Source organism: Natronomonas salsuginis, from assembly GCF_005239135.1.
In the GTDB taxonomy this organism is placed as follows: domain Archaea; phylum Halobacteriota; class Halobacteria; order Halobacteriales; family Haloarculaceae; genus Natronomonas; species Natronomonas salsuginis.
The window spans coordinates 56292-80035 of the sequence record NZ_QKNX01000002.1 but is presented as its reverse complement, the minus strand read 5'-3'; the positions used below and the strand labels follow the sequence as shown (position 1 = coordinate 80035).

The 23744-nt window shown below is 63.6% G+C and carries 28 protein-coding genes; 17 read left to right on the top strand and 11 right to left on the bottom strand.

Annotated features, from left to right (window positions below; all coding sequences use genetic code 11):
• The first annotated feature begins 259 nt into the window (after positions 1 to 259).
• Complete coding sequence (locus DM868_RS05145) at positions 260 to 721, top strand: SWIM zinc finger family protein (protein WP_137275788.1); 462 nt, start codon at positions 260 to 262, stop codon at positions 719 to 721.
• Positions 722 to 734: 13 nt separating this feature from the next.
• On the opposite strand, the gene DM868_RS05140 is transcribed toward DM868_RS05145, so the two are convergent.
• A complete protein-coding gene (locus tag DM868_RS05140; protein WP_137275787.1) occupies positions 735 to 1700 on the bottom strand; it encodes an FxLYD domain-containing protein in 966 nt (321 codons plus the stop codon).
• A gap of 132 nt (positions 1701 to 1832) precedes the next feature.
• Here DM868_RS05140 and DM868_RS05135 point away from each other — a divergent pair, with 132 nt between their 5' ends.
• The 3 genes from DM868_RS05135 (at position 1833) to DM868_RS05125 (ending at position 4357) form a co-directional block, all read left to right on the top strand.
• On the top strand, positions 1833 to 2525 hold the full coding sequence (locus DM868_RS05135) for a PH domain-containing protein (protein ID WP_137275786.1): 693 nt from the start codon (positions 1833 to 1835) through the stop codon (positions 2523 to 2525).
• A gap of 175 nt (positions 2526 to 2700) precedes the next feature.
• The gene (locus DM868_RS05130) at positions 2701 to 3591 is read left to right on the top strand and encodes a GIY-YIG nuclease family protein (RefSeq protein WP_137275785.1); all 891 of its coding nucleotides are present in this window, start codon (positions 2701 to 2703) and stop codon (positions 3589 to 3591) included.
• A gap of 535 nt (positions 3592 to 4126) precedes the next feature.
• Positions 4127 to 4357, top strand: a complete 231-nt coding sequence (locus tag DM868_RS05125) for a cation:proton antiporter (RefSeq protein ID WP_137275784.1) — start codon at positions 4127 to 4129, stop codon at positions 4355 to 4357.
• Positions 4358 to 4546: 189 nt separating this feature from the next.
• On the opposite strand, the gene ribB is transcribed toward DM868_RS05125, so the two are convergent.
• From ribB to twy1, 3 genes are all read right to left on the bottom strand, one after another.
• On the bottom strand, positions 4547 to 5272 hold the full coding sequence (gene ribB, locus DM868_RS05120) for a 3,4-dihydroxy-2-butanone-4-phosphate synthase (RefSeq protein WP_137275783.1): 726 nt from the start codon (positions 5270 to 5272) through the stop codon (positions 4547 to 4549).
• Positions 5256 to 5957 carry a DUF120 domain-containing protein gene (locus DM868_RS05115; protein ID WP_137275782.1) on the bottom strand — a complete coding sequence of 234 codons (702 nt, stop codon included), beginning with the start codon at positions 5955 to 5957 and terminating at the stop codon, positions 5256 to 5258. Before DM868_RS05115 ends, ribB begins: the two co-directional genes overlap by 17 nt.
• Before the next feature lie 152 nt (positions 5958 to 6109).
• Complete coding sequence (gene twy1, locus DM868_RS05110) at positions 6110 to 7072, bottom strand: 4-demethylwyosine synthase TYW1 (protein WP_137275781.1); 963 nt, start codon at positions 7070 to 7072, stop codon at positions 6110 to 6112.
• Between the two features lie 117 nt (positions 7073 to 7189).
• Here twy1 and argS point away from each other — a divergent pair, with 117 nt between their 5' ends.
• The 3 genes from argS (at position 7190) to DM868_RS05095 (ending at position 10323) form a co-directional block, all read left to right on the top strand.
• On the top strand, positions 7190 to 8932 hold the full coding sequence (gene argS / locus DM868_RS05105; protein WP_137275780.1) for an arginine--tRNA ligase: 1743 nt from the start codon (positions 7190 to 7192) through the stop codon (positions 8930 to 8932).
• 72 nt (positions 8933 to 9004) lie between these two features.
• Entirely contained in the window at positions 9005 to 9919 is a 915-nt protein-coding gene (locus DM868_RS05100; protein WP_137275779.1) for an ABC transporter substrate-binding protein, read from the top strand.
• Positions 9916 to 10323, top strand: a complete 408-nt coding sequence (locus DM868_RS05095; protein WP_137275778.1) for a desampylase — start codon at positions 9916 to 9918, stop codon at positions 10321 to 10323. The genes DM868_RS05100 and DM868_RS05095 overlap by 4 nt, the downstream gene beginning before the upstream one ends.
• Positions 10324 to 10343: 20 nt before the next feature.
• On the opposite strand, the gene DM868_RS05090 is transcribed toward DM868_RS05095, so the two are convergent.
• Positions 10344 to 10793 carry a universal stress protein gene (locus DM868_RS05090; RefSeq protein WP_137275777.1) on the bottom strand — a complete coding sequence of 150 codons (450 nt, stop codon included), beginning with the start codon at positions 10791 to 10793 and terminating at the stop codon, positions 10344 to 10346.
• A gap of 132 nt (positions 10794 to 10925) precedes the next feature.
• Between DM868_RS05090 and DM868_RS05085 the strand changes: the two genes are divergently transcribed.
• Complete coding sequence (locus tag DM868_RS05085; RefSeq protein WP_137275776.1) at positions 10926 to 11360, top strand: universal stress protein; 435 nt, start codon at positions 10926 to 10928, stop codon at positions 11358 to 11360.
• 213 nt (positions 11361 to 11573) lie between these two features.
• Positions 11574 to 12404 carry an NAD(+) synthase gene (gene nadE / locus DM868_RS05080; protein WP_137275775.1) on the top strand — a complete coding sequence of 277 codons (831 nt, stop codon included), beginning with the start codon at positions 11574 to 11576 and terminating at the stop codon, positions 12402 to 12404.
• On the opposite strand, the gene ubaA is transcribed toward nadE, so the two are convergent.
• Both ubaA and msrB read right to left on the bottom strand, forming a co-directional pair.
• Complete coding sequence (gene ubaA / locus DM868_RS05075; protein ID WP_137275774.1) at positions 12401 to 13213, bottom strand: SAMP-activating enzyme E1; 813 nt, start codon at positions 13211 to 13213, stop codon at positions 12401 to 12403. The genes nadE and ubaA overlap by 4 nt on opposite strands.
• A 205-nt stretch (positions 13214 to 13418) precedes the next feature.
• Positions 13419 to 13814, bottom strand: coding sequence for a peptide-methionine (R)-S-oxide reductase MsrB (gene msrB / locus DM868_RS05070; protein WP_137275773.1), 396 nt, complete (start codon positions 13812 to 13814; stop codon positions 13419 to 13421).
• A gap of 88 nt (positions 13815 to 13902) precedes the next feature.
• Between msrB and DM868_RS05065 the strand changes: the two genes are divergently transcribed.
• Positions 13903 to 14082, top strand: a complete 180-nt coding sequence (locus DM868_RS05065) for a hypothetical protein (protein WP_137275772.1) — start codon at positions 13903 to 13905, stop codon at positions 14080 to 14082.
• Positions 14083 to 14117: 35 nt separating this feature from the next.
• Here DM868_RS05065 and DM868_RS05060 read toward each other — a convergent pair whose 3' ends face one another.
• Positions 14118 to 16409 (bottom strand): amino acid permease, encoded by a 2292-nt coding sequence (locus DM868_RS05060; RefSeq protein WP_137275771.1) that lies wholly within the window; start codon positions 16407 to 16409, stop codon positions 14118 to 14120.
• 217 nt (positions 16410 to 16626) lie between these two features.
• Between DM868_RS05060 and DM868_RS05055 the strand changes: the two genes are divergently transcribed.
• From DM868_RS05055 to DM868_RS05035, 5 genes are all read left to right on the top strand, one after another.
• Entirely contained in the window at positions 16627 to 17043 is a 417-nt protein-coding gene (locus DM868_RS05055) for a universal stress protein (protein WP_137275770.1), read from the top strand.
• A gap of 6 nt (positions 17044 to 17049) precedes the next feature.
• Positions 17050 to 17916, top strand: coding sequence for a universal stress protein (locus DM868_RS05050; protein WP_137275769.1), 867 nt, complete (start codon positions 17050 to 17052; stop codon positions 17914 to 17916).
• A 51-nt stretch (positions 17917 to 17967) separates the two neighbouring features.
• Positions 17968 to 18492 carry a peptide-methionine (S)-S-oxide reductase MsrA gene (gene msrA, locus DM868_RS05045; RefSeq protein ID WP_137275768.1) on the top strand — a complete coding sequence of 175 codons (525 nt, stop codon included), beginning with the start codon at positions 17968 to 17970 and terminating at the stop codon, positions 18490 to 18492.
• A gap of 97 nt (positions 18493 to 18589) precedes the next feature.
• Positions 18590 to 18787: a DUF5789 family protein gene (locus DM868_RS05040; protein WP_394347525.1), complete on the top strand. Its 198-nt coding sequence runs from the start codon at positions 18590 to 18592 to the stop codon at positions 18785 to 18787.
• An 81-nt stretch (positions 18788 to 18868) separates the two neighbouring features.
• Positions 18869 to 19303: a universal stress protein gene (locus DM868_RS05035; RefSeq protein WP_137275767.1), complete on the top strand. Its 435-nt coding sequence runs from the start codon at positions 18869 to 18871 to the stop codon at positions 19301 to 19303.
• A 164-nt stretch (positions 19304 to 19467) separates the two neighbouring features.
• On the opposite strand, the gene DM868_RS05030 is transcribed toward DM868_RS05035, so the two are convergent.
• Together DM868_RS05030 and DM868_RS05025 are read right to left on the bottom strand one after the other, a co-directional pair.
• Positions 19468 to 20601, bottom strand: coding sequence for a PGF-CTERM-anchored ABC transporter substrate-binding protein (locus tag DM868_RS05030; protein ID WP_137275766.1), 1134 nt, complete (start codon positions 20599 to 20601; stop codon positions 19468 to 19470).
• 55 nt (positions 20602 to 20656) lie between these two features.
• Positions 20657 to 20929, bottom strand: coding sequence for a hypothetical protein (locus DM868_RS05025; protein WP_137275765.1), 273 nt, complete (start codon positions 20927 to 20929; stop codon positions 20657 to 20659).
• A 91-nt stretch (positions 20930 to 21020) separates the two neighbouring features.
• Between DM868_RS05025 and DM868_RS05020 the strand changes: the two genes are divergently transcribed.
• The gene (locus DM868_RS05020; RefSeq protein WP_137275764.1) at positions 21021 to 21632 is read left to right on the top strand and encodes a helix-hairpin-helix domain-containing protein; all 612 of its coding nucleotides are present in this window, start codon (positions 21021 to 21023) and stop codon (positions 21630 to 21632) included.
• Between the two features lie 45 nt (positions 21633 to 21677).
• Here DM868_RS05020 and DM868_RS05015 read toward each other — a convergent pair whose 3' ends face one another.
• The gene (locus DM868_RS05015; RefSeq protein WP_246049021.1) at positions 21678 to 22889 is read right to left on the bottom strand and encodes a M50 family metallopeptidase; all 1212 of its coding nucleotides are present in this window, start codon (positions 22887 to 22889) and stop codon (positions 21678 to 21680) included.
• 77 nt (positions 22890 to 22966) lie between these two features.
• Between DM868_RS05015 and azf the strand changes: the two genes are divergently transcribed.
• Positions 22967 to 23725: an NAD-dependent glucose-6-phosphate dehydrogenase Azf gene (gene azf, locus DM868_RS05010; RefSeq protein ID WP_137275763.1), complete on the top strand. Its 759-nt coding sequence runs from the start codon at positions 22967 to 22969 to the stop codon at positions 23723 to 23725.
• Positions 23726 to 23744: the final 19 nt, after the last annotated feature.

The window sequence follows — 23744 nt, the reverse complement described above, 5'->3', positions numbered from 1 at the left end:
ACAGGCGGACGGTGGCCTTCTCACTGTGAGGCAAGAGGCCAATGCAAACTACGAACAACGGCGCACAAGAACTTGGCGAACAGCAAATCGACCGACTGCGACAACTACCGGGATTCCGTCTCGATGCAGGGGTGCCGTGTCTCTGCTCCATCGAGGCAATCACGACGAGCAAGCGACGGGGGTACTCCGATTCGCTAATCTTCACTCACAGATGTAGCGAGTGCGGAAACGAGTTCACGACCTTCATCGAGGGCTAACGATGTCGGAATTAGCCCCTTCGGAAGTGGTCGAACTACTGGATGCAGATACAACGGTCGAGAAGCGCGCTTCGTGGGAGGCGTTCGAGTTCACACTACTCGAAGGCGGAGATGTCGAAGTCGTGAATGGTTCTCACGACGAACCAGAGGAGCACACCTACACGGTTCACGTTGAGGGTGGTATTCCGTTCAACTGTACCTGTCCTGCGTGGGAGTATCAGGACGGAGTGTGTAAGCATATGGTCGCCGTGGCGATTCGAGAGCCTGTCCTCGAAGCGGTGAGCACCGAGCCGACCGTGAAAGCAGACGGAGGCGTGACGGTCGAAAAAGACGGAGTCGACCACTCCGACGAGCGACCAGAAGACTGCGACTGTCTTCCGTTGATGGAAGGTCTTTCCTGTTGGCCGTGTTACAGGGATGGTTTCGAGGAACCGAATCCCAATTTAGGGGTCAACGAAAAATAATCAAAAGTTAATCTTAGTATGCGGTAATATCTTGTATCTGGTATGAATCGGCGTTATCTGCAGATGCTGCTAACGCCTCATACCGCCAGCTTTGTCCTTCATCCAATCCGCTGGTGTTATCCAGCGCATCTGCAATCTTTGCGCCAGAGCTGTCAAGCACCGAATACGTTATTTGCACATAACTATAGCTTTGTCCACTTTCATTGCGTGCTGTTCCTCGTATGTACAATGAACCAATACTGTCTGCTTCAGCACTAACATCATCCTCCAACACAATTCCAGTTCCTTCATCATAATAATACGCATTTGGATAAGGGTCACTACTTCCCCCATCACTGCTACTTCCCCCATCACTGCTACTTCCCCCATCACTGCTACTTCCCCCATCACTGCTACTTCCCCCACCATTTTCGGTAGTTGGTGAGCTGGAAGATTCGGACTCGGGTAACGCTGCACCACCAACTACCATCGCGCCAAGTCCGTATCCAACGCTAATCAGAGCATTTCTCCGCGCCGTGTTTCCTTTTTTGATGCCAGGTGGTGGGCTTCCAATCCCAATCTTATTTCTTACTATCGGAAGTACAATTATCCCAACTAAAACGGCAATGATTCCTCCAATAATTCCCTGAGCTGTTCCGTCAGTCAAACCACCAAATCCTGCTAAAATCAGGAGTATACCCAGCACCCAAGCAAACGTGCTGCCTGATTCTGGATTTTCCTTCAGATACCCGTATACTAACACAAATATTCCAACATAGAAAAAGACAAAATAAGCAATTCCGACCAAGATATTTCGACCCGTGCTACCTGGCTTGAATCCTGGCGCCCAAGATGTGAATCCTGAACTTTCCGAAACACTCTCATTGGTTTCTTCTATTTCACTTTGGTCTTGGGTTGAACCGCACTCTGGACAAAATTTTGTTCCTTCCGACATCTCTGTCCCACAATTTATACAGTAAATCGTATCCTCTGATGACATGTCCTAAACCTCATATCAAAATAATATAAATCTTGCTAATATATTGTACTTTCACGTATTATTATGTATTCGCTTATCCCAGTTATGTAGGGCAAAAGATTATGCCATCTGGGGCATCTATCAAGGACAAGTATGCCTCATTGTCCAAACTGCGGCGAGGGATTCTCTACTCAACAGAACTTTTGCCGTGAATGCGGTGAAGATGTGTCTGAGATTGTCGAAAACAGCGATACAAGTAGTCAGAAAGAAGCCACCGATAAAAGTGGGATGGGCCGAGGAGCATACGTAACAGATACCAGAATAAAAAAAGTAGAGTCGGTTTTGGATGATGATGAGACAGTTCATTATCTCACTCGCGGCTCTACAGTAGATGTTGAAGGTTCCTCAGCGGGAACATCCTTGTTTGGTGATGACAGGAGTAGAAAATCTGGAACGAAAGGGTACGTTCGGGCGGCAATAACAGACAAAAGAGTTGCTGTGAAAATACCACAGTGGCTTGGAAGTGATGAACGGTCTATCCCGTATGATAGTATTACAAGCGTTGACTTAGATACCGGATTAGTGAATAAGCGAATAAGTTTACAAACACCTGGGCAGACATATCACATAGAAGTACACGAACCTGGAAAAGACGAATGTAGAGATGCTGTACGGTTCATACGAGAGAAAATATCAGAAACTAAACAGCAACAAGTTATCACACAGGAATCTGCAGACCCAGACCCAACGGAACAGCTAAAGAATATCAAACAGCTACATGACGAAGGCGTACTCACCGAGAAAGAGTTTGAAGAAAAGAAACAATCGCTTCTTGACAAACTTTGAGTAGCTAATTATAAAATCAACAGATTGTGAGAAACTACATTTCTCTACATAGTCTGGGATATTCGATGGTTCAAATTCAATAACCACACTTATTGAAATCCTACAGCAACTCTGATTATCCTCTATGGTTATCCAGAATAATATAGGTTAATGGTTTGAAAAATAATAAGTACTAATGAGTAAACTCAATTCACCCTGCTTGCTCCTATCTAAGATAGAATGGTCCGAGTGGAATTCTCTCGAGATAGACTCGTTCTCCGAGGTGCCCAAAGAACCGGGACTGTACCGTGTCCGTCACAGGACTGAGAACCGAGACCATCTCGAATACATCGGTGAGTCTGGCGATACACGAAGGCGCATCCAGAGCCTTGCCAGAGGAGCCTATGCCGATGAGATGCCCTACCGCGACCCACATACTGCGGCTCCGTGCCTGTGGGCAGTTCAAGATAACGTTGGCTCTGCACTCGACGTCTCGTACACCACTCCCCCGAAGGCAGAGGATGACCAACACCGCAAGGGAATAGAGGCGGCTCTCATCGCCCTCCATCGACGGGAGGCAAACTGTAGCCCGACAGCAAACTTCGGTCGCATCATCGACGGCTACAAACAATCCTCCTACAGTCAGAGCGACCCTGCATACAGGGGCGGTCCACTCGCATCGGGCGAGGACGAACCTAATTCTGCGAGTGGTGTCCAGCCACCTGACTGGCAGAACTGGCGTGAACCACTGGCCCGAGATTGGATGCACCTCGAATGGTCCGAACCATATCGACTTGCAGAACGACTCAATGCCGACCCACCCGATACAGGAGTCTATCGCATCTGGTACGAGGGGCAGGATTCGACGTTGGCGTACATTGGAGAATCGAGTAACATCTCTTCACGGCTCTACAACCACGAACAAACCTTCGGGGGCGATGCCCTGTTTGCCTACGCCGAGCGGAGTGACCTCGACGCCTCGCACAAGCGCAAAGAAATCGAGACTGACTGCATCGGAGCGTACTACCTCGAAGTTGGGAAAGCGCCGCTCGCACAGTTTGGGCACACAGAGAACATTCCTCCATAGCCGCTCATCTCTGGAAGAAGCACGTGGGCAAGGGGTAGCTTTGCGGAAGTCTGGCATATAGTATTCTTATATGCGAAAGTTCCGCAATCCCTGTGCTTCCCCGAAAAGATGAGCGGCGATACCGGCAGGGGGATTCAATTGGCTCGATACACCGACGACCGCTGTTGGTCTCTGCCAAGAAGGTGGCCGCGACCTTCGACAAGGGATACATTCGGTTTTGGGTCAGGGGAGCAAAACTCATGGAACCAACGTTGTCGGTCACACCATCGAGGCGGGTCTTTATAAGCCAATAACACATACAATCGCAGCACGGAGACGGAGAAGTTCGCTATACGGAGGAGTCGAGAGTTGTTGTTAGAAGTAGGAGACTACTTTAGGAGACGGCTTGCGGAGCCAGGGACCGGAGTTCAAATCTCCGTCAGGACGTTTCTCTCAGCACAATGCTGCGAGCGGGCCGAACGACAACGGACGGGTTTGGATGGTGACGTTTCGAGGTTAGGCCAGCCACATTCGGGAGCAAAAAACAGGAGGGTTCGTGACGAATTCGGTGCCGATGGCCGACATACTGCTGGTGGTCGGCGTGACGCTGTTGGTCGCGCTGGTCTTCGGCGAAGCCTTCGAGCGGGCGGGTGTCCCGGCGCTCGTCGGGGAGATCGCGGCGGGACTCGTCCTCGGGCCATCCGTCGTCGGGCTCATCGAGTACGGCGAGACGTTCGCCGTGTTCGGGATCATCGACGCGGTGTTACTCTTATCGTTCCGACGATGAGCGTCGTCAGGAAGGCACTGATAGTGCCGCTGGCGACGCCGGTCGTGGGGTCGACGTTGACGTTCGGAGGCGCTTGCAGCATCGCCGTCGAAACCGCGTGGAGGGCCGAAAAGGGTGCCACAGCTCTCCGCTATTTCGCCAGCATCCGTATAAAATCAGTGCTCGGACTCGGTGACTGCGAAGCGCGACTCACCCGAGCCGAGCGATCAGTTCGCTCCCCTCGACGTACGGGAAGCCATGTCGGTCGGCGTACGCTCGCGCAGCCGTGGGCGTGAGCGCACCGCCCGTCTCGTCGTCCAACATTTCACAAACGACGACCGCGGGCTCGACGCCGGCCGCCTCGGCCAGCGCGAGGCCGAGTTCGGTGTGGCCTGCGCGGTCGTCGAGGAGATCGGGCGCGCCGCGGAGGAGGTGGACGTGTCCAGGGGCGCGGAACTGCTCGGCGAAGCGCTCGGCGTCGGTGGCGATCGCCTCGGACGCGCCGTCGCCCGCGACCACGTGTTCGCGGGCGATACGGCCGGCGGCCGCGCCGAGTTCGGAGATGGTGAGCGCGCGGTCCTCGTCGGTGATGCCCGTGAACGTGTCGCGGTGGTTGACCGTGATCGAGAACGAGGAGCGCTCGTCGTAGCCCAACTCATGATCGGCTCCGGCCGGGTGATCGAGCAGTTCCTGCTTGAACGGGAGCGCCCACGCCTCACAGATCGCATCCGAGAGGGCGACGCAGACGAGTCCGCCCGCGTCATTTCGCATCCGTGCGACGTCGGCTGGCACGACCGGTGCGGCGGGGTAGACGAGGTCGACCTCGCCTTCGCGGTCGGTCGCGTCGTGAATCAGGACTGGACCGCCGGCGGCGAACGCCGAGATGGTCGCGTCGACGCCGCGGATCGCCCGCGCGTGTTTACTGCTCTGAGACATAGATCTGAAGGGTGTCGCCGTCGTCGGTCGAGAGCGCTTCGCGGAGCTTGTTGGGGGCGATCACTTCGAGTTGGTCCGAGCCGTGGTGGGTCCGTTCGGGGGCGATGACGTGGGCGTCGTCGTAGCGAGTGCCGTCGGCCGTCTGGATCGTCGCCGGCCAACAGAAGGCGGGGCCGTAGGTTCGATCGTCGTCCGCCCAGCCATCGATTCGAATCGGGTCGAGGGCGTCCATGCGGGCGCGAGTTCGAACGCTCTCGTCGGATAGCTCGACGTTCAGCGTCCCGGGGAACGGCTCGTAGCCGAGACGGTCGCGGAACTGCCGCATGTACCCCGGCAGCGAGATGTAGTGGCTGCCCTCGCCCATGCCGCTCGTCACGACTCCCCGAAGCGTCACGTCCGCGTCGCCCTCGAACAGCCGGCGATAATCGGCGTACTCGCGTTGGAGGGCGCGTTCGCCCTCGTCGGTGAGCGAGAGAATCTGGCCGTCGCCGGTCAGCTCGCGGGTCAGATAGCCCGTATCTTCGAGCCGTTGGAGCCGTCGGGAGGCCGTCTGGGTGGATGCGTCGAGCCGGTCGGCCAGTTCCGAACACGTGACCGTAGTCCGACCGTCGAGCGCGCCGTCGAGCGCGACGAGTTTCAGCGTCGCCAACTCGTCGTAGCCGGCGCGTTCCGTCGTCTGTGCCATGGGTCGTGGTAGGGTATCGGCCCTCTTAATCGTAACGAAAATGGTACGCATAACGAATTTGGAAAGGCGAGCGGCCGAACCGAGATCGTACTCCAAGTTCGGGAGTCGTCGATTAAAACGTGTCGAAGGCGGTGAATCGACGGCGCGTCGAACTACGACTCGGCGTACGGTTCCTGCCGCCAAAAGTCGCTGCCGCCCTTCAGCTCCGGGACCATCGTGTCTTCGTCGCGGGCGAGGAGGGCGACGCGGGAGGCCTCGACGTCCCGGACGAACGGGTGCGTCGGGAGGAACTCCCGGACGGCCTCGGTAAACGCGACGACGTCCTCGTGGTCGGGCATCACGTCGCGGTCCAATCGACCGCGAGAATTCCCGACGTGCATGTACGCCTTCAGTTCGACGAAGTCCGCGTCGGCGCGGTCGAACATCGCGGCGAACCACTCGGGATGGTGCATGTTGTGCCCGGACAGAAGCGTCGTCCGAAGCACCGTTCGAGTGTCGTCCTTCTCGGCCAGCACGTCGAGCGTCTCGATCAGACGCTCCCAAGCGTTCTCCTCGACCGGTTTGACGACGTCTTTGAACGTCTGTCGATCCGCAGCGTCGACGCTCACGTACAGCTGGGTCGGATCGCACTGTTCGAGGACCGAGGGACGGGTCCCGTTGGAGACGAGGAAGGTCGTGATCCCGCGGTCGTGGAAGGCGTCGATGAGTTCCGGCAGATACGGGTACAGCGTGGGTTCGCCGTCCAGCGAGATCGCGACGTGACGGGGCTTCATCGCCTCCTCGAAGGCCCGTTCTGGGACCTTCTCGTTGCCGCCGAAGCCCGACAAGAGCGTCCGCTGGAGTTCGATCGACGCGTCTGCGACGGCCTCGGGATCGTCCCACTCGACGTCCCCGAGCTCGTAGGCGTGGCCGGCGTGGTCGCGCCAGCAGAACACGCAGCGCTCGTTGCACTTGACCACGGGCGTCATCTGGATGCAGCGGTGCGATTGGATGCCGTAGAAATGATTTTTGTAACAGCGACCCTCGCCGCGCAACGCGTTGGCGGTCCACCCGCAGGTCTGGGCGGCGGTGTGGTTTTCGCTGTGGTAGTCGGGGTCGTCGACCTGCTTGGGCATACGCGTCGATTGGTACACAGCGCCCTAAAGGTCGCGGTTGCGCGAGCGGTCGACCGCTCGCACGCTCCCGCTCGCGTCCTTCGAAAGCCCCTTTATCGGGCGGGAGGACCATCAGATATGTACATCGCTCTACGCGAGGAGGTCCGGGCGGCGCTCACCGACGCGCTCGCCGCCCGCGGCTATCCGACCAAGGACCTCGGGATCGAAGAACCGCCCGAGGACGTCGACGCCGTCTTCGCATCCAGCGTCGCCTTCCGACTCGCCTCAGAGGCCGGCGCGCCGCCGCCACAGGTCGCCGCCGAACTGCTCGAGGAACTGGACGCCGATGCGCACACGTACATCGGCCAGGTCGACGCGCAAGGGCCGTATCTCAACTTTGTCCCGAGCGACGCCTACTTCGAGGGGACGCTCGAGGCGGCCCAAGCGGGCGACTACGGCTCGCTCGATTCGCGCGAGACGTCCGTCGTCGTCGAACACACCTCCGCGAACCCGACGGGACCGGTCCACGTCGGGCGGGCGCGCAACCCCATCGTCGGCGACGCCGTCGCAAACCTGCTCGATTACGCCGGATACGATGTCGAGCGCCACTACTACGTCAACGACGCCGGGCGACAGATGGCCGTCTTCACGTGGGCCTACGAGACGTTCGACGAGTCCGAGCTCCCGGAGCCGGCCCGCGATCGCGCGGAGTATCGGATGGTCCGCTACTACCGAAAGGGCAACGAGTTCCTCGAGAACGCCGACCCCGACGAGGTCGAGGAAGCCGAAGCCGAGATCGCGGCGATCCTCCAGGGGCTCGAGGCGGGCGACGAAGCGACCTACGAGCGCGTCACCGAGGTCGTCGACACCGTGTTGGGCGGGATGCGCGAGTGTCTCGGCCGCCTCCCCGCGGAGTTCGACGAGTTCGTCAAGGAGACGCGGTTCATGCGCGACGGCTCGACCGACGACGTGGTCGCCCGGCTGAAAGCGCACGATCGGGCGGTCTACGAGGAGGACGCGTGGCAGCTCACCTTCGAGGAGATCGACAAGAACCTCGTGTTCCTCCGAGCCGACGGCACCTCGCTGTACACGACCCGCGATCTCGCCCACCACGAGTGGAAGTTCGACAACTACGACCGCGCGGTGACGGTCCTCGGCGAGGACCACAAACTGCAGGCCCGACAGCTCCGCGTCGCGCTCGAGGATCTCGGCAACGACGCCGACCGGCTCGACACGGTCATCTACTCGTACGTCAACCTGCCGGAGGGGAAGATGTCGACGCGCGCCGGGACCGGCGTCCAGCTCGACGACCTCCTCGACGAGGCGATCGACCGCGCCCGCGAGGAAGTCGAGACCCGCCTCGACGACCGGCTTAGAGACGACGACCTCGACGAGAGCGACGTCAAGCGGATCGCCAGACAGGTTGGCATCGGTGCAGTGCGCTACGACATCGTCTCGAAGCAGCCCGCGAAGGCGATCACCTTCGAGTGGGATCGCGCGCTCGACTTCGAGGCCCAATCGGCCCCGTACGTCCAGTACGTCCACGCGCGCTGCTGTGGGATCGTCGACGAGGCCGACGGCATCGAGCCGAAACTCGACGTCTCGGCGCTCTCGACGGCCGCCGAGCGCGACCTGCTCGGGACGATCGCCCGTTTCCCCGGCGTCGTCGAGAGCGCGGCCGAGGACCACGAACCGCACCGCATCGCGACCTACACCCGCGAGATCGCCGACCGGTTCAACGGCTTTTACCGCGAGTGTCCGGTCATCACGGCCGACGACGAGGCGACGCGAGCAGCCCGACTGGCGCTCGTGGTCGCCGCCAGACACGCCGTCGCGAACGCGCTCGACATCCTCGGGGTCGAAGCACCTGAGTCGATGTAGGTCGCGCCCCGACATCGCCAGCAGATTCATTTTTCCGGCGGCCAAACACCGGGTAGGAGGATTCAAAGAGCCGTGCCCCCACGCGTCGTTTCGCTGTTGCCCTCGGCGACCGAGATCGTCGCCGCCCTCGGCGTCGAGCCGGTGGCGACCTCACACGAGTGCGATTACCCGCCGAGGGTCCGAGACGCACCGTCGGTCGTCAAATCACGCATCGACGCGTCGGCATCCAGCGCCGAGATCGACGCGCAGGTCCAAGAATCCGCGTCGGAGGGCGGCGTCTACCGGATCGATCGCGAGGCGCTGGCGGCGGCAGCTCCGGACGTCGTCATCTCCCAGGGGATCTGTGAGGTGTGCGCCGTCGACACGGTCGCCGTCGAATCCGCGATCGAAGAGCTGGGGCTGAACTGCGAACTAGTGACGACGGACCCACACAGCGTCGGGGACATCTTGCGCGACATCGAGTCGATCGGCGACGCGCTCGGGCGACGAGAGCGAGCGGCAGAACTCGTCGATGAGCTTCGGGCACGAATCGACCGGGTCGCCACGACGGCGGCCGAGAGCCCCATCGAGCCGTCGGTCGCCGTCCTCGATTGGCTCGATCCACCCATGGTCGCCGGACACTGGGTGCCCGAGCTGGTCGAGCTCGCGGGCGGGGAGTACGGCCTCGCCGACCCCGGCGACGCCTCGACGCCACGGGAGTGGGTGGAGATCCGCGACGACGATCCGGATATCCTCGTCGCCGCCCCCTGCGGATTCGAACTCGACCAGATCGCCGAGAACCGTTCCGATCTGACGGTGCGGGAGGGCTGGTCGTCGCTCCGCGCGGTTCGGATGAACCGAGCCTACGCGATGGACGGCCACCACCTCACGAATCGCCCGGGGCCGCGCGTCGTCGAGACGCTCGAAACGCTCGCAGCGTTGCTCCAGCCGGAGCACTTCGACGTCCCGGAGCCGTGGATGGCGACGTCGCTCCCCGAGCTCGGATGACGCTCGAACTGCCCGACGACCTTCGGCGCGAGATCGTCGACCACGCCCGCTCCGGCGCGCCCGAGGAGGTCGTCGGCGTCCTCGCTGGACGGCGCGGGGACCCGTCGCGAGTCGACCGGGTATACCGGGCGACGAACGCGGCCAACTGCCCCGAAGTCAGATACGAGATCGAGCCGACGGCGGAGCTGGAACTGCTCGAACGGATCGACGGGGCCGGGTTCGATGTCGTCGGCTTTTATCACTCCCACCCGCACGGCCCGCTCGAACCGAGCGACACGGACGCTCGGCTCGCGGCGTGGCCCGACCACTCGTACGTGATCGTCTCCCTGGCCGCCGAACCGGCGATCGGTAGCTGGCGCTGGCGCGGCGATCGGTTCGAGGCCGAACCGGTTCGGATCGGCTGATCGTCGTACGATCCGAACGCCTATCCGTCGACCGGGGTTTTGACGACCGTCACGGGTCGTTCGGTCATCCGAGCGACGCGCTCGGCGACGCTACCGAGGAGGCGGCGGTACTCGCCTGGACGATCCTTCGAGCCGATGACCGTGAGGCCGATATCGGCTTCGTCGGCGTACGCGAGGATCTCCTCGTGGGGGACGCCGTGTCGGACGACAGCGGTCGTCTCCACGCCCGCGGCGTTGGCCGCCTCGACGATGGACTCGATGGCCTCCTCGCCCGCCTGTTCGAGTGCGCTTTCGAGTCCCTCGAACTCGTGGACGTACTCGTCGCCGGAGTAGGAGCTGTACGTGTCGGTGTCGACGATGTAGAGCACGTGCAGCGTGGCGTCGTACCGATCGGCGATATCGATAGCGTGGTCGATCGCCCGGTCCATCCCCGCGCTCGCGTCCGTCGGCAACAGGATACTGTCGTACACGTTCGAACGTGGTCGGAGCGATCACCTATGTGTTTCGCCGACTCCCAGCGTTCGGTACGAACCGACGCGCGATCCATCGAGAGACATTCGAATCCGTTTACTTTCCGCGGCGGCAACGGCCGGACGAACCCGATGTACGACGACATTCTCGTTCCGACGGACGGCGGCGAACAGATGGGCTCGGTTATCGACGCGGCCGTCGATATCGCAGCACAGCGTGGGGCAACCGTTCACGCGCTTTCGGTCATCGATCGTGGCGTCTTTCTCACGCTCGACGACGGACTGACCGACGCGGTCGAGGAGGAACTCACCGCGAACGCCGAGGGGGCGGTCCGAGCGGTCACCGAGGCCGCGGAAGCCGCCGAAATCGAACACGAAGCGGTCGTTCGTCGCGGCCGCCCCGGCGAGGAGATCGTCGCGTACGCCGACGAGATTGGTGCCGATCTCATCGTGATGGGGACCCGCGGCGCGGACGGTCACGAGCGTCGGATGCTCGGCAGCGTCTCTCAAGACGTGATCACGGAGACGGACTGTCAAACGCTCGTGATCCCGCTTCGCACGGCCTGACTGATCGGTTCGATCGACCAGAGAAACGGTCCACCGCACCCCGTTCCCGTTCTACATTTATATTTCCCATTATACAAGAGATATAGTGAACATATGAGTGTAAAATGAATAATAACACGACCATAGGCGATATTTATACGTACAGAATGTCGCATTTGTAATCAGAATGCTCGAACGAAGAACGTCCGATCGCCGTCGGAGCGGTCGACACGGATGAGAGATGTGGTGTCGAACGGGACGGCGGCGTTCCGGCGCGACGGTGCCGAGCTACGGGCCGAGTGTACGTCGTTCCTCGGGACGGTCGTCGAGGACGCCGGTGCCGACGGCGTCGTCGTCGAACTCGACGGCGGAGTGGAGTCGAGCGCCGTCGCGACGGTGGCCGTCGAGGCGCTCGGCCCCGAGCGCGTCTACGGGCTCGTCCTCCCGAGCAGCAAACTCGGCTCGCGGAGCGCACAGGACGCCGAAGCGATCGCGGCGGCGCTGGGCATCGAGACGGATACGGTACACCTACAGCCGCTGTTGATGTGTTTCGGCGATACGGTGCCGGAACACACGGATCTTCACGGTGATCCGATCGTCCGTGCCCACCTCGTCGCCCGGCTTCGGATGGCGATAACGTACCTCGCAGCGGAGGCGAGAAATCGCCTCGTCGTCGGCTCAGTGACCCGGACCGAGTTCCTCCTCGGATCGACCACCAGACACGGCGACAGAGCCGCCGATCTGTTCCCGCTCGGCGGGCTCTACAGCACCGAAGTCGAAGCGCTCGGCGACGACCTCGAACTCCCATCCTTCGTGACCGAAACGCCGCCGCTGGTGGGGCAGTATCCGGGAGAGACGGCGAAGTACGGGATCGATGCGCCGCCCGAAACGGTCGACGCGGTCCTGTACGGACTCGTCGAGGACGGCTGGACAGCCGAGCGGATCAGCCGGGAGCTCGACATCGATCGAGAGATCGTCGATCGGATCGCTCGGCACCGTCGGGAGACGGCCCGCGACCGACGCGAGCCGCCGATGGGGCCGGTCGGTGAAGCGGCGAGCGACTAGATCGCGCAGGTCTGTTCGTACTCGACGTCGTGGATCGATTCGATCCCACCGTCGCCGCAGATCGGACAGTCAGGACGGGGCTCGATCCGAATCTCCTCGAATGTCATGTCGGTAGCGTCGTAGAAGACCATCCGGCCGTCGAGCGTCTCGCCGTAGTCGAGGGCGAGTTTGATCGCCTCGGTCGCCTGAATACACCCGACGGTTCCGGGCAGGACACCCAACACGCCCGCGGTCGCACAGTCAGGGACGGTCCCGGGTTCGGGCGCTTCGGGGAACAGACACCGGTAACAGGGCCCGCTCTCATTCGCCTCGAACGTCGTCACCTGCCCTTCGAACCGGAGGATCGCGCCGTGGGCGAACGGCACGCCCGCGAGCGTGCAGGCGTCGTTGACGAGATACCGGGTGGCGAAGTTGTCCGAGCCGTCGACGACGATGTCGTACTCAGCGAGCAGTCCCTCGATGTTCGCCTCGGTGACGCGCGTCTCGTGGGGTTCGACAGTCACGTCGGGGTTCTGCCGCTCGATGAACTCGCGCGCCGAATCGACCTTCGAACGGCCGACGTCGGGGTCGCCGTGGATCACCTGCCGCTGGAGGTTCGAGCGCTCGACGACGTCGTTGTCGGCGATTCCGATCGTCCCGACGCCCGCGGCCGCCAGATACTGGAGAATCGGCGAGCCGAGCCCGCCGGCGCCGATACAGAGGATCGATGCGTCGAGCAGCCGCTTTTGACCCGCGGGGCCGATCTCGTCCATGATGATGTGTCTGGAGTAACGGTCGAGTTGCGCCGCGTCGAGCGAAAGACCCGTCATGGGGGCGTGTTGGATTTCCACGTATAAATCGGCGGGGGTGGTGACGGGACGGTTCTCAACCGTAGTCACACGTGCGAACAGGCGGTGGGCTCGCTCCGGCGATCCGTCCACCGCGCTCCCGCCTCGGCGGATCGCCGTCCGTCGGTCAGCGCACGGGCCGTCTGGTCCCGCGATGGTATATAAATCTCGGGATGCGGAGCGAAGCTCAGGCCCCGTCGTCGAAGTCGAGGGCGACGGAGTTCATGCAGTAGCGCTTGCCGGTCGGATCGGGGCCGTCGTCGAAGACGTGGCCGAGGTGACCGCCACAGCGCGCGCAAACGACCTCCGTTCGCACCATGCCGTGGCTGCGGTCCTCGCGGAGTTCGACGGCCCCCTCCTTGGCGTCGTAAAACGATGGCCAGCCCGAGTTCGAGTCGAACTTCGTCTCCGAGTCGAAGAGCTCGGCACCGCAGCCGGCACACCGATAGGACCCGTCGTCGTGTTTGCCGAGGTACTCGCCGGAGAACTTCGGCTCGGTCCCCTGTTCGCGGAGGATTCGGTACTCCTCGTCGGTGAGTCGTTCGCGCCATTCGACGTCGGTCGTGGGAATGCCATCGTCCATGGCCTGTCTTGGCGCTCGAAGGGCTTTGCCGTTGTGCCGATCGCACGGTGCCGCAAACGCAAAGAGGGCTCCGACGAACCGTTCTAGCATGCGAACCGAAGCCGAAATCCGCGAACGGATCGAGCAGCTGGAATCGAGATACGACGACTACGACCCGCCGTCATCCGAGCTCGAGGACACGGCCGAAATCGCGGTCCTTCGGGCGATCGAGGAGCTCGAGTGGGTGCTCGAAGAGTACGACGACGCGGCCGGATTTACCACGTCCTGAACCGCGGTCGATCGAAGCGTTTCACGGATTGGCCGTCAATCGCCGCCGCCGGCGTCTCGCCGGGAGTCACCCGTCGAGGACCCGAAGAGCCGTTCTCGAAGTCCGCGCTCGTGTTTCCGCTCGGCCAACAGCACCGAACAGTCCACGTCGTAGAGCACGTCCAACACGAGCGACCCGCGCACGAGCCGCGAGAGGAGCCCCCGCTCGGTCGCGCCGATGACGAGCATCGTCGAATCCTTCGCGGCGCGTTCGATGGCGGCCTCCACGTCACCGGTCTCGATGCGCAGCTCGGCGTCAGCGAGCTCGTGTGCTTCAGCCCACTCCTCGATGAAGGCGCGGCCAGCGACCTCGTCGTCCGCGACGTGGAGGAGCGTCACTGTCGAGTCGAACTCCGACCGAAGCGTCCGGGCGACGGCCGCGGAGAGATCCGAGGCCGGACCGCCGGCCGTCGGGACGAGAATTCGCGAGGGGTCGTATCCCCGATCGCGGTAGACGAGGAAGTCGCAGGGCAGATCGTACGCCAGTTCGTCGAGCGCGGATTCGGCTCGCCCCGGTGATCCGTGGGGATCCTCGCCCCAGCCCATCACGGTGATGTCGGCGCCGAACGTTCGGGCGGCATCGAAGATCTCCTCGAAGCCCCGGTGTGAGAGGACGACGTGCGTTTCGACCTCGACCCCGAGCGTCTCCGCGTCCGCTTGGGACCGTTCGAGGAGATCGCGGGCCGCGTCGTACGCGCCGCGGTCGCGAGCCGCCTCGAGGGAGGTCTGATCGGGGACGTTCGCGATGTTGACGGCGACGACCGTCCCGTTTCGTTGGTTCGCGATGGCCGCGGCGAGCGTGATGAGGTGTTTTTGGGTCGCGGGGTTCGAGAGCGGAACCATCACCCGGTAATCGTCACCCTCCGGCTGCACGGACGTCGCGGCCGAGACGGCGAGGTCGGGGATCTCCTCGGATCGATCGAGGATCCAACTGGCGAGGACCCCGCGGGATTCGACGTGGTTGCGAGCGTATCCGAAATACCAGAGGGCGGCGAAGGCGACCAGGCCGGCTGAGAGGGCGATGACGCGTGGCTCGATGTAGACGATGAGCGCGAAGGAAGTGATCGCGCCGATGACCGGGACGAGGGGATACAGCGGCACCTCGAAGTCGGGGTCGTAGCCCGGTGGTTCGGCCTCGCGCATCACGATCAACGCGAGGTTCAACAGGCCGTAGACGACGAGGTGAAGCACCGATCCCGCGGTCGCGAGCAGTTCGAGGTTGCCGCCGATCAAGAAGACGAGGATGAGCCCGCCGGTGACGGCGATGGACCGATACGGTGTCCCAAAGCGCTCGTGGATCTCGTTGAGGTCGGGCGTGACGATCTTCTCTCGGCCCATCGCGAAGTTGATCCGCGACGAGGAGAGGATCGAGGCGTTGGCCGAGGAGGCGGTCGCGAGCAGGCCGCCGAACAGCAACAGCCCCCACCCGACGACGCCCAACTCGAACCCGAATATGCTGTACTGGCCGAAGAGCAGTTGGGCGGCGTCGACGACCGCGGTGTCGTTGCCGGAGACGAGTTCGTTCGGCACCGCCGCCAACAGTACGAGCAAGAAGAGCCCGTAAACGACCGTCACGAGGACGACGGATCCGATGACCGCGCGCGGGAGGTTCCGGCCGGGATCTTTGATCTCTTCGGCGACGGACGTGATCTGAACGAACCCGAGATACGAGACGAAGACGATGGCGGTGACGGGTAACACCTCGCCCATTGCACCGGGCGGCGCGAGCGGTCGGAGCGACTCGATGTCGGCGTTCAACAGACCGACGACGGTGAACAGCCCGAGGATGCCTAACAGCATGAGAACGATGACGATCTGGAGCCCCCCGGTCTCCTTCGCGCCGACGTAGTTGATCGCGATGAACAGCAGCGCGCCGACGAGGCCGATGACCTGTGCGGCCTCCAAAAATATCGGCCCGACCGACAGCGCGGACGCGCCGACGAGCGTGTTGACGTACTCGCCGAGCCCGTACATGTAGAACGCGGAGGCGAACGCCAGTCCCAACCAGTTTGCCCAGCCGCTTATCGAGCCGAACAGCGGGCCGAGTGCCTTGTTGATGTAGAAGTACGCGCCGCCTGATTTCGGCATCGCGGTGCCGAGTTCCGACGCCGAGAGAGCGGTGAAGATGGCGATCATACCGCCGAGAACGAAGGTGAGCGCGGCGAGCGGACCGGCGCGAAGCACCGCGGTCCCGGGAAGCACGAAGATGCCCGCGCCGATCATCGTCCCCACGCCGATCGTGAGCGCGGCGAGCGGCCCAAGGTCCTTCGCGAGTTCCTCGTCGCTCATAGGCGTGTGCCAGTGAGCCAACAATTTCGCAACGAACGCTCTGAGTCGTCGCGTCGGGAGGATGTCATTACCGGGGGAACGGCCTCGGACGGTTTATATCCGACCGTTTCGACCGAACCCGGACGTATTATCGTGATGAACGGGCGATGCGAGCGGTCGGGTGGACGACCCCCCGCGACGCCACACCACTTAAGAAACGCCGCCGTCGAGATCTAGTATGTCATTGCTGACCCGTATCGTGATGCCCGTCGCGACGGAGGCCGACGCCGAACAGACGTGTGCGGCGCTCGAACCACATCTCGACGAGGTGTCGAGCGTCCTCGCCGTACACGTCATCGAGAAGGGGGGCGGGGGGATCGACAAGGCACCGCTGGCGAAGCGCGAGGAGGACGCCGCGGAGATCCTCGGGATCGTCGAGGAGACGCTGGGCGAGAACGCGGACGTGGAGACGAAGACGGCCTACGGAACGGACGTCGTCGAGACGCTGTTCGAGACCGCCGAGGGCGCCGAGGCGACGGCGCTCGTCTTCGTCGCGCGGGAGGGTGGCAGGCTCGTCCGACTGCTCTCCGGCGACACCTCGATGCGGCTCGTCACCGAGGGGACGATGCCCGTCGTCGCGCTGCCGAGTCGGTGACAGTGTATGATCGAGACGGGCGATCGGGAGGGTGAGTCGACCGGCGGACCGACCGTTCTCGCCGCCCTCGCTAACCCGCGGACCGAGTCCGCGCTCGTCACCGTCGCGGGCGCGCTCGCGAAGCAGCGAGGGGGGCGGGTGCTGGCGGCGCACGTCGTCCGGGTGCCCGATCAGACGGCGTTGTCTGCCGCCGCCGAGGACGATCGGCTCCGGGCCGACTCCGAGCGGTTGCTCGAGGCGGCGACAGCCGACTCGGCGGGGATGGGCGTCGCGGTCGAAACGAGGACCGTCTTCTCTCACCGGGCGGTCGCAGAGGTGTTCGATCTCGCCCGGCGGACCGACGCCGACGCGGTCGTCATGGGGTACGGCGGTGCTCGGCTCGCCGGCGGGCGAGCCGAATCCCCGCTCGACGAACTGGCGTACGAGCTGCCGTGTGACTTTCTCGTGTTGAACGAGCGGGAGTTCGACCCCTCCCGAGTCCTGTTGCCGACCGCGGGCGGCTACTCGTCGGATCTCTCGGCGGCGGTGGCGCGGGCGCTCCGCGACGCGCTCGGTTCGACGGTGTCGATCCTGTACGTTGCCGACGAGGGCGAAACCGACGCCGGACGGCGGTTCATCACTACCTGGACGGCCGAGCGGGGACTCGGCGACGCCGAGGTTGTCGTCGAGACTGGCGACGTCGAGGCCGCCATCGAACGCGCTGCCGCGGAGCACACCCTCGTCGTGATCGGGGCGACCGAGCGGGGGCTCCTCTCACGGGTGGTCGGCGGCTCGCTCACTCTGTCGGTACTCAACGAGCTCGACACCTCGGTGCTCGTGGCCGAGCGGCCGAGCGATCGATCGCTTCGGGAGCGGCTGTTCGGTCGTCGATAGTTGGGAAACTGCAGGGAGACGATTCAAGCCCGTCGAGCCCCAAACGACGGTATGTCCGAAACCGCAACCCTCGCCGGCGGCTGCTTTTGGTGCATCGAAGCGGCGCTGAAAGAGCTTCGCGGCGTCGATCGCGTCACCTCCGGCTACGCCGGTGGCCACGTCGACGATCCCAGCTACGAGGCCGTCTGCCGGGGCGAAACCGGCCACGCGGAGGTCGTCCAGGTCGAGTTCGATCCCGACGCGATCGGCTACCGGGACCTGCTCGAAGTGTTCTTTACGATCCACGACCCGACGACGCTGAACCGGCAGGGCCCGGACGTCGGCAGCCAGTACCGGTCGGCCGTCTACTACCACGACGACGCGCAGCGGGAGACCGTCGAGGCGGTGATCGACGAGTTGGAACCGCTGTACGACGACGAGATCGTCACCGAGGTCGCGCCGCTGGAAACGTTCTATCCCGCCGAGGAGTACCACCAGGACTACTTCGAGAAACACCCGAACGACACGTACTGCACGGTCAACATCAACCCGAAGCTCTCGAAGCTCCGCGAGAAGCACGCCGAGCTGCTCGCGTGAGGGCCGCTCGCGGGAGCTCGGTTTCGAGACGGTGGGAACCGGAGATATCATAAAGACGCACGGGCTCGTACTCCGATGGCATGGCCAGCGAGGTCAGATCGACCGTGCGAGCGCCGTCGCCGCGTTCTCGGACGTCACGCTGTTGTTGGCCGACGGCGAGGAGAACCTCGGCGACCTGATCGCCGAGATCGACAGCGAGACGTTCGACGCCGTCGACGACCTCGAAACGGGGTTACACAACGTGTTGCCGCGCGAGGCGATCGGGGAGCCGTACCAGTCGGAGGGCGACGCGTGAGCCGGTCGCGAGAGCGCCGCCCGATCCCACGCGCTGCGACGCGGGGGTACGCATTTATATATCCGTGCCGATAGCGCGGATATGTACGAGCGAATCTTGCTCCCGACGGACGGAAGCCAGGGGAACACGCCGGCGGTCGAACAGGCGATCGGACTCGCGGCCGAGACCGGCGCGACGCTGCACGTGCTCTTCGTCGTTGAGGACATCCCCTACGCGCCGGAGATGATGGACGGCGAGATCGAAGCGAAGCTCAGACAGATCGGCGAGGACGCCATGGAGGAGATCCGAGAGCGCGCCGACGACGCCGGCGTCGAGATCGAGACGGCGATCGAGGACGGCACGCCGCACCGATCGATACTGGCGTACGCCGACGACGAGGACGCCGACCTCATCGTGATGGGAACGCACGGTCGGAGCGGGCTGGATCGGTATCTGCTCGGGAGCGTCACGGAGCGCGTGGTTCGGGGCGCGGAGATCCCGGTACTCACCGTCCGCGTCAGCGACGACGACGTGTGAACGCAAACGGGGAGAACACAACGCCGATCAGGGCGTGACGACCTCGGACGGTGCCGAACCGCCCGTTTCGAGGTGACACAGCGAAGCAAGCCGTTCGACCGCGACGGGTCCGACGCGGAGCGCGTACAGGATCTCGGTCGAGGACGGCGACGTGGAGATGACGTTCAGGGCTTCGGTTCCTCGGAGCGCTCACTCCGTCGTTTCGCTGCGAGGAGTCCACCGATGAGCGCGGCGAGCGCGGCGAGCGCACCGAATCCGGGCAGATCGTCGGGGGCGTCGGGGGCCGCCGGCGTCGCCGTTTCGGTGGACGTGTCGGTCGTTTCCGCCGGCGTCTCCGTCGCCTCGGTCGACGCGCGCGCGTCGGCGTACGCCTCCGGGTGGAACGTTTGAGCGAGTTCGGTGATGGCGTAGACGATTCTCGGGGCGGGACGGTTCAGGTGGTTGATATCGATCACGACCGTCTGATTCTCCCGAACGGCGGTCGTTTCGTCGTACGCGGGACTGTCGGGGAGGTCCGGCGAGTTCGTGTTGAGGACGATCCAGTCGGGGTTCTCCTCGATGACCATCTCCTCGTTGACCGGTTCATACTCGGCGATGCCGAGTTCGGCCGCGACGTTGGTCCCGCCGCTGGCCTCGATGATCTCGTGGATGAAGGTGTCCGAGCCGGCGGTGTACCCGAAGAACGTGTAGAGGACGTCGGGGCGCTCGTGACCGTCGACCGCCGCCTCGACGACGGCCAGTTCTTCGTCCATCCACGCGACGGTCTCGGCCGCGCCCTCACACTCGCCGACAAGTTGGCCGGTGAGGCGGGTCCGCTCCCGCACGTCGTCGATCGACTCTGCGGAGGGGTAGTAGTAAACCGTGAGACCGGCGTTGCGGAGGACCTCGACCAACTCCTCTGTGACCATCTGTGAACTCGGCGCGAGCACGAGATCCGGTTCGAGTGCCACGACCGCTTCGGGGTTGATCGTCTGTCCGTCGGTCGAGATGTTCGTCCGTTTCTCGGCTCCATCGAGGTTCATCGCGTGTTTCGTGAGTCCGACGACCTTCTCCTCGGCCCCGATCTCCCACATGGTCTGGGCTGTGCTCGGGTTTAGCGTGACGACGCGCTCGGGTTCCTCCGAGAGGTTCACCGTGGTTCCGGTCCCGTCGGTCGTTTCGAAGGGGAAGGTACACTGATCCGCGGTGAGCGATTGCCCGGGTGAGAACGGCTCGTTCGCGGTTGGAACCCCGCTGACGGGGGCGACCGACGCGCACACGAGGAGTCCGGCGAGAAGCACGAGGAGCCAGCGTTGCATGGACGCACCCACCCACTAGTACAATAAAAATTTAGTTATTACTACCTGAATTTCATCACCGGTAGCCGAACTGAGCGAGCGAGGCGGCACCGGCGGCGACCGCGACGGCGGCGGCGACGACTGCCACGAGCAGATAGACGGCTGACGTCGTCACGCCGTACGCGGCAGCGCCGACCGCGGCGATGGCCGACACTGCGGTGAGCCAGATGAGCCCCAGCCCGATCAGACCGCTGCGGACGCTGATGAGGCCCGGCCTGGGGTCGTCGGACGCGGCGGCGTCGATCCGTGCATCCGATCGGTTCGCGGACGCCGAGTCCCGTTCGTCCATACGCCCGTCAGGGCGGCCCTTCGGATAAATCGACGCATCACCGATCGAGCCGCCCGATAGCTTATTGACGGCGGGCGCGCCCATCTGGGGTATGCCCGAGCTCTCTGTCTCCGACGCGCAACTCGAACGGCTCGACGATATCGCTGCGGAGCTCGAAGCCGTCTACGTCGGCGAGTACGGAACCGTTCGACCCGCGGACGCGCTAGAGTACCTGCTGGACACGTATACGCCGCCGGACGCCGATGCGGCCGAGGGTGACGCGAAGCCGGCGGACGCGACGGTCGAGACGTTGACGGGGATCGACGGCGTCGGCGAGGTGACCGCGACATCGCTCGCGGCAGCCGGGTTCAGATCCATCGAGGCGGTTCGAGACGCCGATCCGGAAGCGCTCGCCGATGTCGAGGGGATCGGTCGCGAGCAGGCGATCGACATCGCCGCGGCGGCGGCCACCGTGGAGGACCGAGCGGGCAAGTCGGCGGATGGAGCCGACGCCGGTGACGGGAATGCCGGCGAGGAGCGCGACGGGACCGAATCGCCAGAGGACACGCTCCAGCAGGCGATGAGCCTGCTCGACGCCCACGACGACCGCTGGCGAGAGTCCGGCGGCGAAGAGCCCTACGAAGTCGATCTGCCGGACGGCTCGACGACCGGAGTCCGGACGAAAGACGACATCAAGCGGCTCATCTTCAAACACTGGCGGTGAGGGCTCCGCAGCGGCAGCGATGGCGGCGGCGGAGGACCGTCCGCCCTACTTCGCGGCGGCGTCTGCCGCACCGGCCGACCGACGTTCGCGGATGACGTTCATCGCCGTGACGAGATCCGAGCGGGTCACGAGCCCGACGAGCGCGCCGTCGTCGTCGACGACCGGCAGTCGGCCGACGTCGCTCGACCCGATCCGTCGCATCGCATCCATCGCCTCGGCGTCGGGCGCGACCGTCTCCAGCTTGGCGCTCATCGTCTCGCCAACGGTCACCATCGCCCGCGAGTCTGGATCGACGTCGCGGATGTCGTCGAGCGTCACGATCCCGACGAGTACCCCATCGTCCAACACCGGATACCCGGTGTGGCGCTCGCTGAACATCCGATCGAGCACGTCGGCGAGCGAGTGCGTCGGCTCGACGGTTCGGATCTGTGCGACTGGCGTCATCACGTCGCGCACCCGGACGCCCTCGAACGTCGCCTCGATCGCCGTCTGTCGACCCTCGGCGGCCGCCGCGATGTAGACGAAGAATGCGACGGCGACGAGAAAGGGGTTGAACGCGAGGACGCCGAACAGTCCCAGCACGATCGCTAAGAACTTCCCGATCCCGACGGCGCGTTCGGTCGCCGCCGCGTGGGTCCGCGTCCGTCCGAGCAGCGCTCTGAGCACCCGGCCGCCGTCGAGCGGAAACGCCGGGATCATGTTGAAGCCCGCGAGCACGACGTTCAAGACCGCGAGATACCCCAACACGAACCGGACGGGGTCGGACAGGACCGCCTCGAAGGCGAAGAAACACCCGACACCGAGGGCGACGCTGACGACCGGGCCGGCCAGCGCGATCCACAGCTCGTGGTTCCAGCGGCGGGGCTGTTCTTCGGTCCTCGCGATGCCGCCGAGCAGCCACAGCGTGATCGACTCGATCTCGTAGCCGTAGCGCCGAGCGACGGCGGCGTGGCCCAACTCGTGTAAGAGTACGCAGACGAACAGACCAATCGCGGCGGCGAGGCCGAGTCCCCACGGCACCAGCCCCTCGGTCAACACCGCGGCGTCGAGCCCCGCCTCGAGGCCGGCGTTGAGCGCGTCGACAACCTCGGCCATCGCGTTGCCGATGAGGTACGCCAACACCGGGAGGATCAAGAGGAGCGTGACATCGAGTCTGATCGGAATCCCAGCGATCGAGCCGACGCGAAACCCCTTGAACATACCCCACACGTCGCACACGACGGCAAAGAAGGTTTCCCGCGAGTCGACGCCGGACATCGGCGGCGGCCGCGTCCGAACGGCCCACCGGCCGGAACCGCACGTTTCTTACCCGGCTGCCGCCTCTTCGTAGCCAAATGGACGAGACCGTACTGCTCACCGGGGCCAAGGGATCGGTCGGGACGGCGATCCGCGAGGGGTTGGCCGACGAGTATGACTGGCGCTACCTGTTTCACAACCCGCCGCCGTTCGAGCCGGACCACCCCTACCTCGTCGGCGACGTGAGCGACGAGGAGCTCGTCGCCGAGGCCTGCGAGGACGTGGGTGCAGTGGTCCACCTGGCCGGCGATCCTCGACGCGACGCCCCGTGGGACTCGGTCCTCGAGAACAACATTCACGGGACGAAGGTCCTCTACGAGGCCGCCGTCGAGGCGGGCGTCGAGAAGTTCGTCTTCGCCTCCTCGAACCACGCCGTCGGCCACTTCGAAACCGAGCGGAAACCCGACCTCTACCGGACCCACGACGATTTCATGCTCGACGGCACGGAACTGCCCCGCCCCGGCAACCACTACGGCATCTCGAAGGCGACCGGCGAGATCATCGGTCGTTACTACCACGACGAGTACGGGATCGACGTCTGCAACATCCGGATCGGCAACCTCACGCGCGGGCACCCGCCGGTCGACTACGAACGCGGGCAGGCGATGTGGCTCTCCTACCGCGACTGCGCGCACATCCACGACTGCGCCCTGCAAGCGGAGTACGACTACGAGATCGTCTACGGCATCTCCGACAACGACCGCAAGTACTACTCCTTAGAGCGCGCCAAGGAGGTGCTGGGCTACGACCCCCAGGACAACTCCGCGGAGTGGAAGGCCGGCGAACGGGCCGGGTAGCGGTTATTCCAGCGAGAAC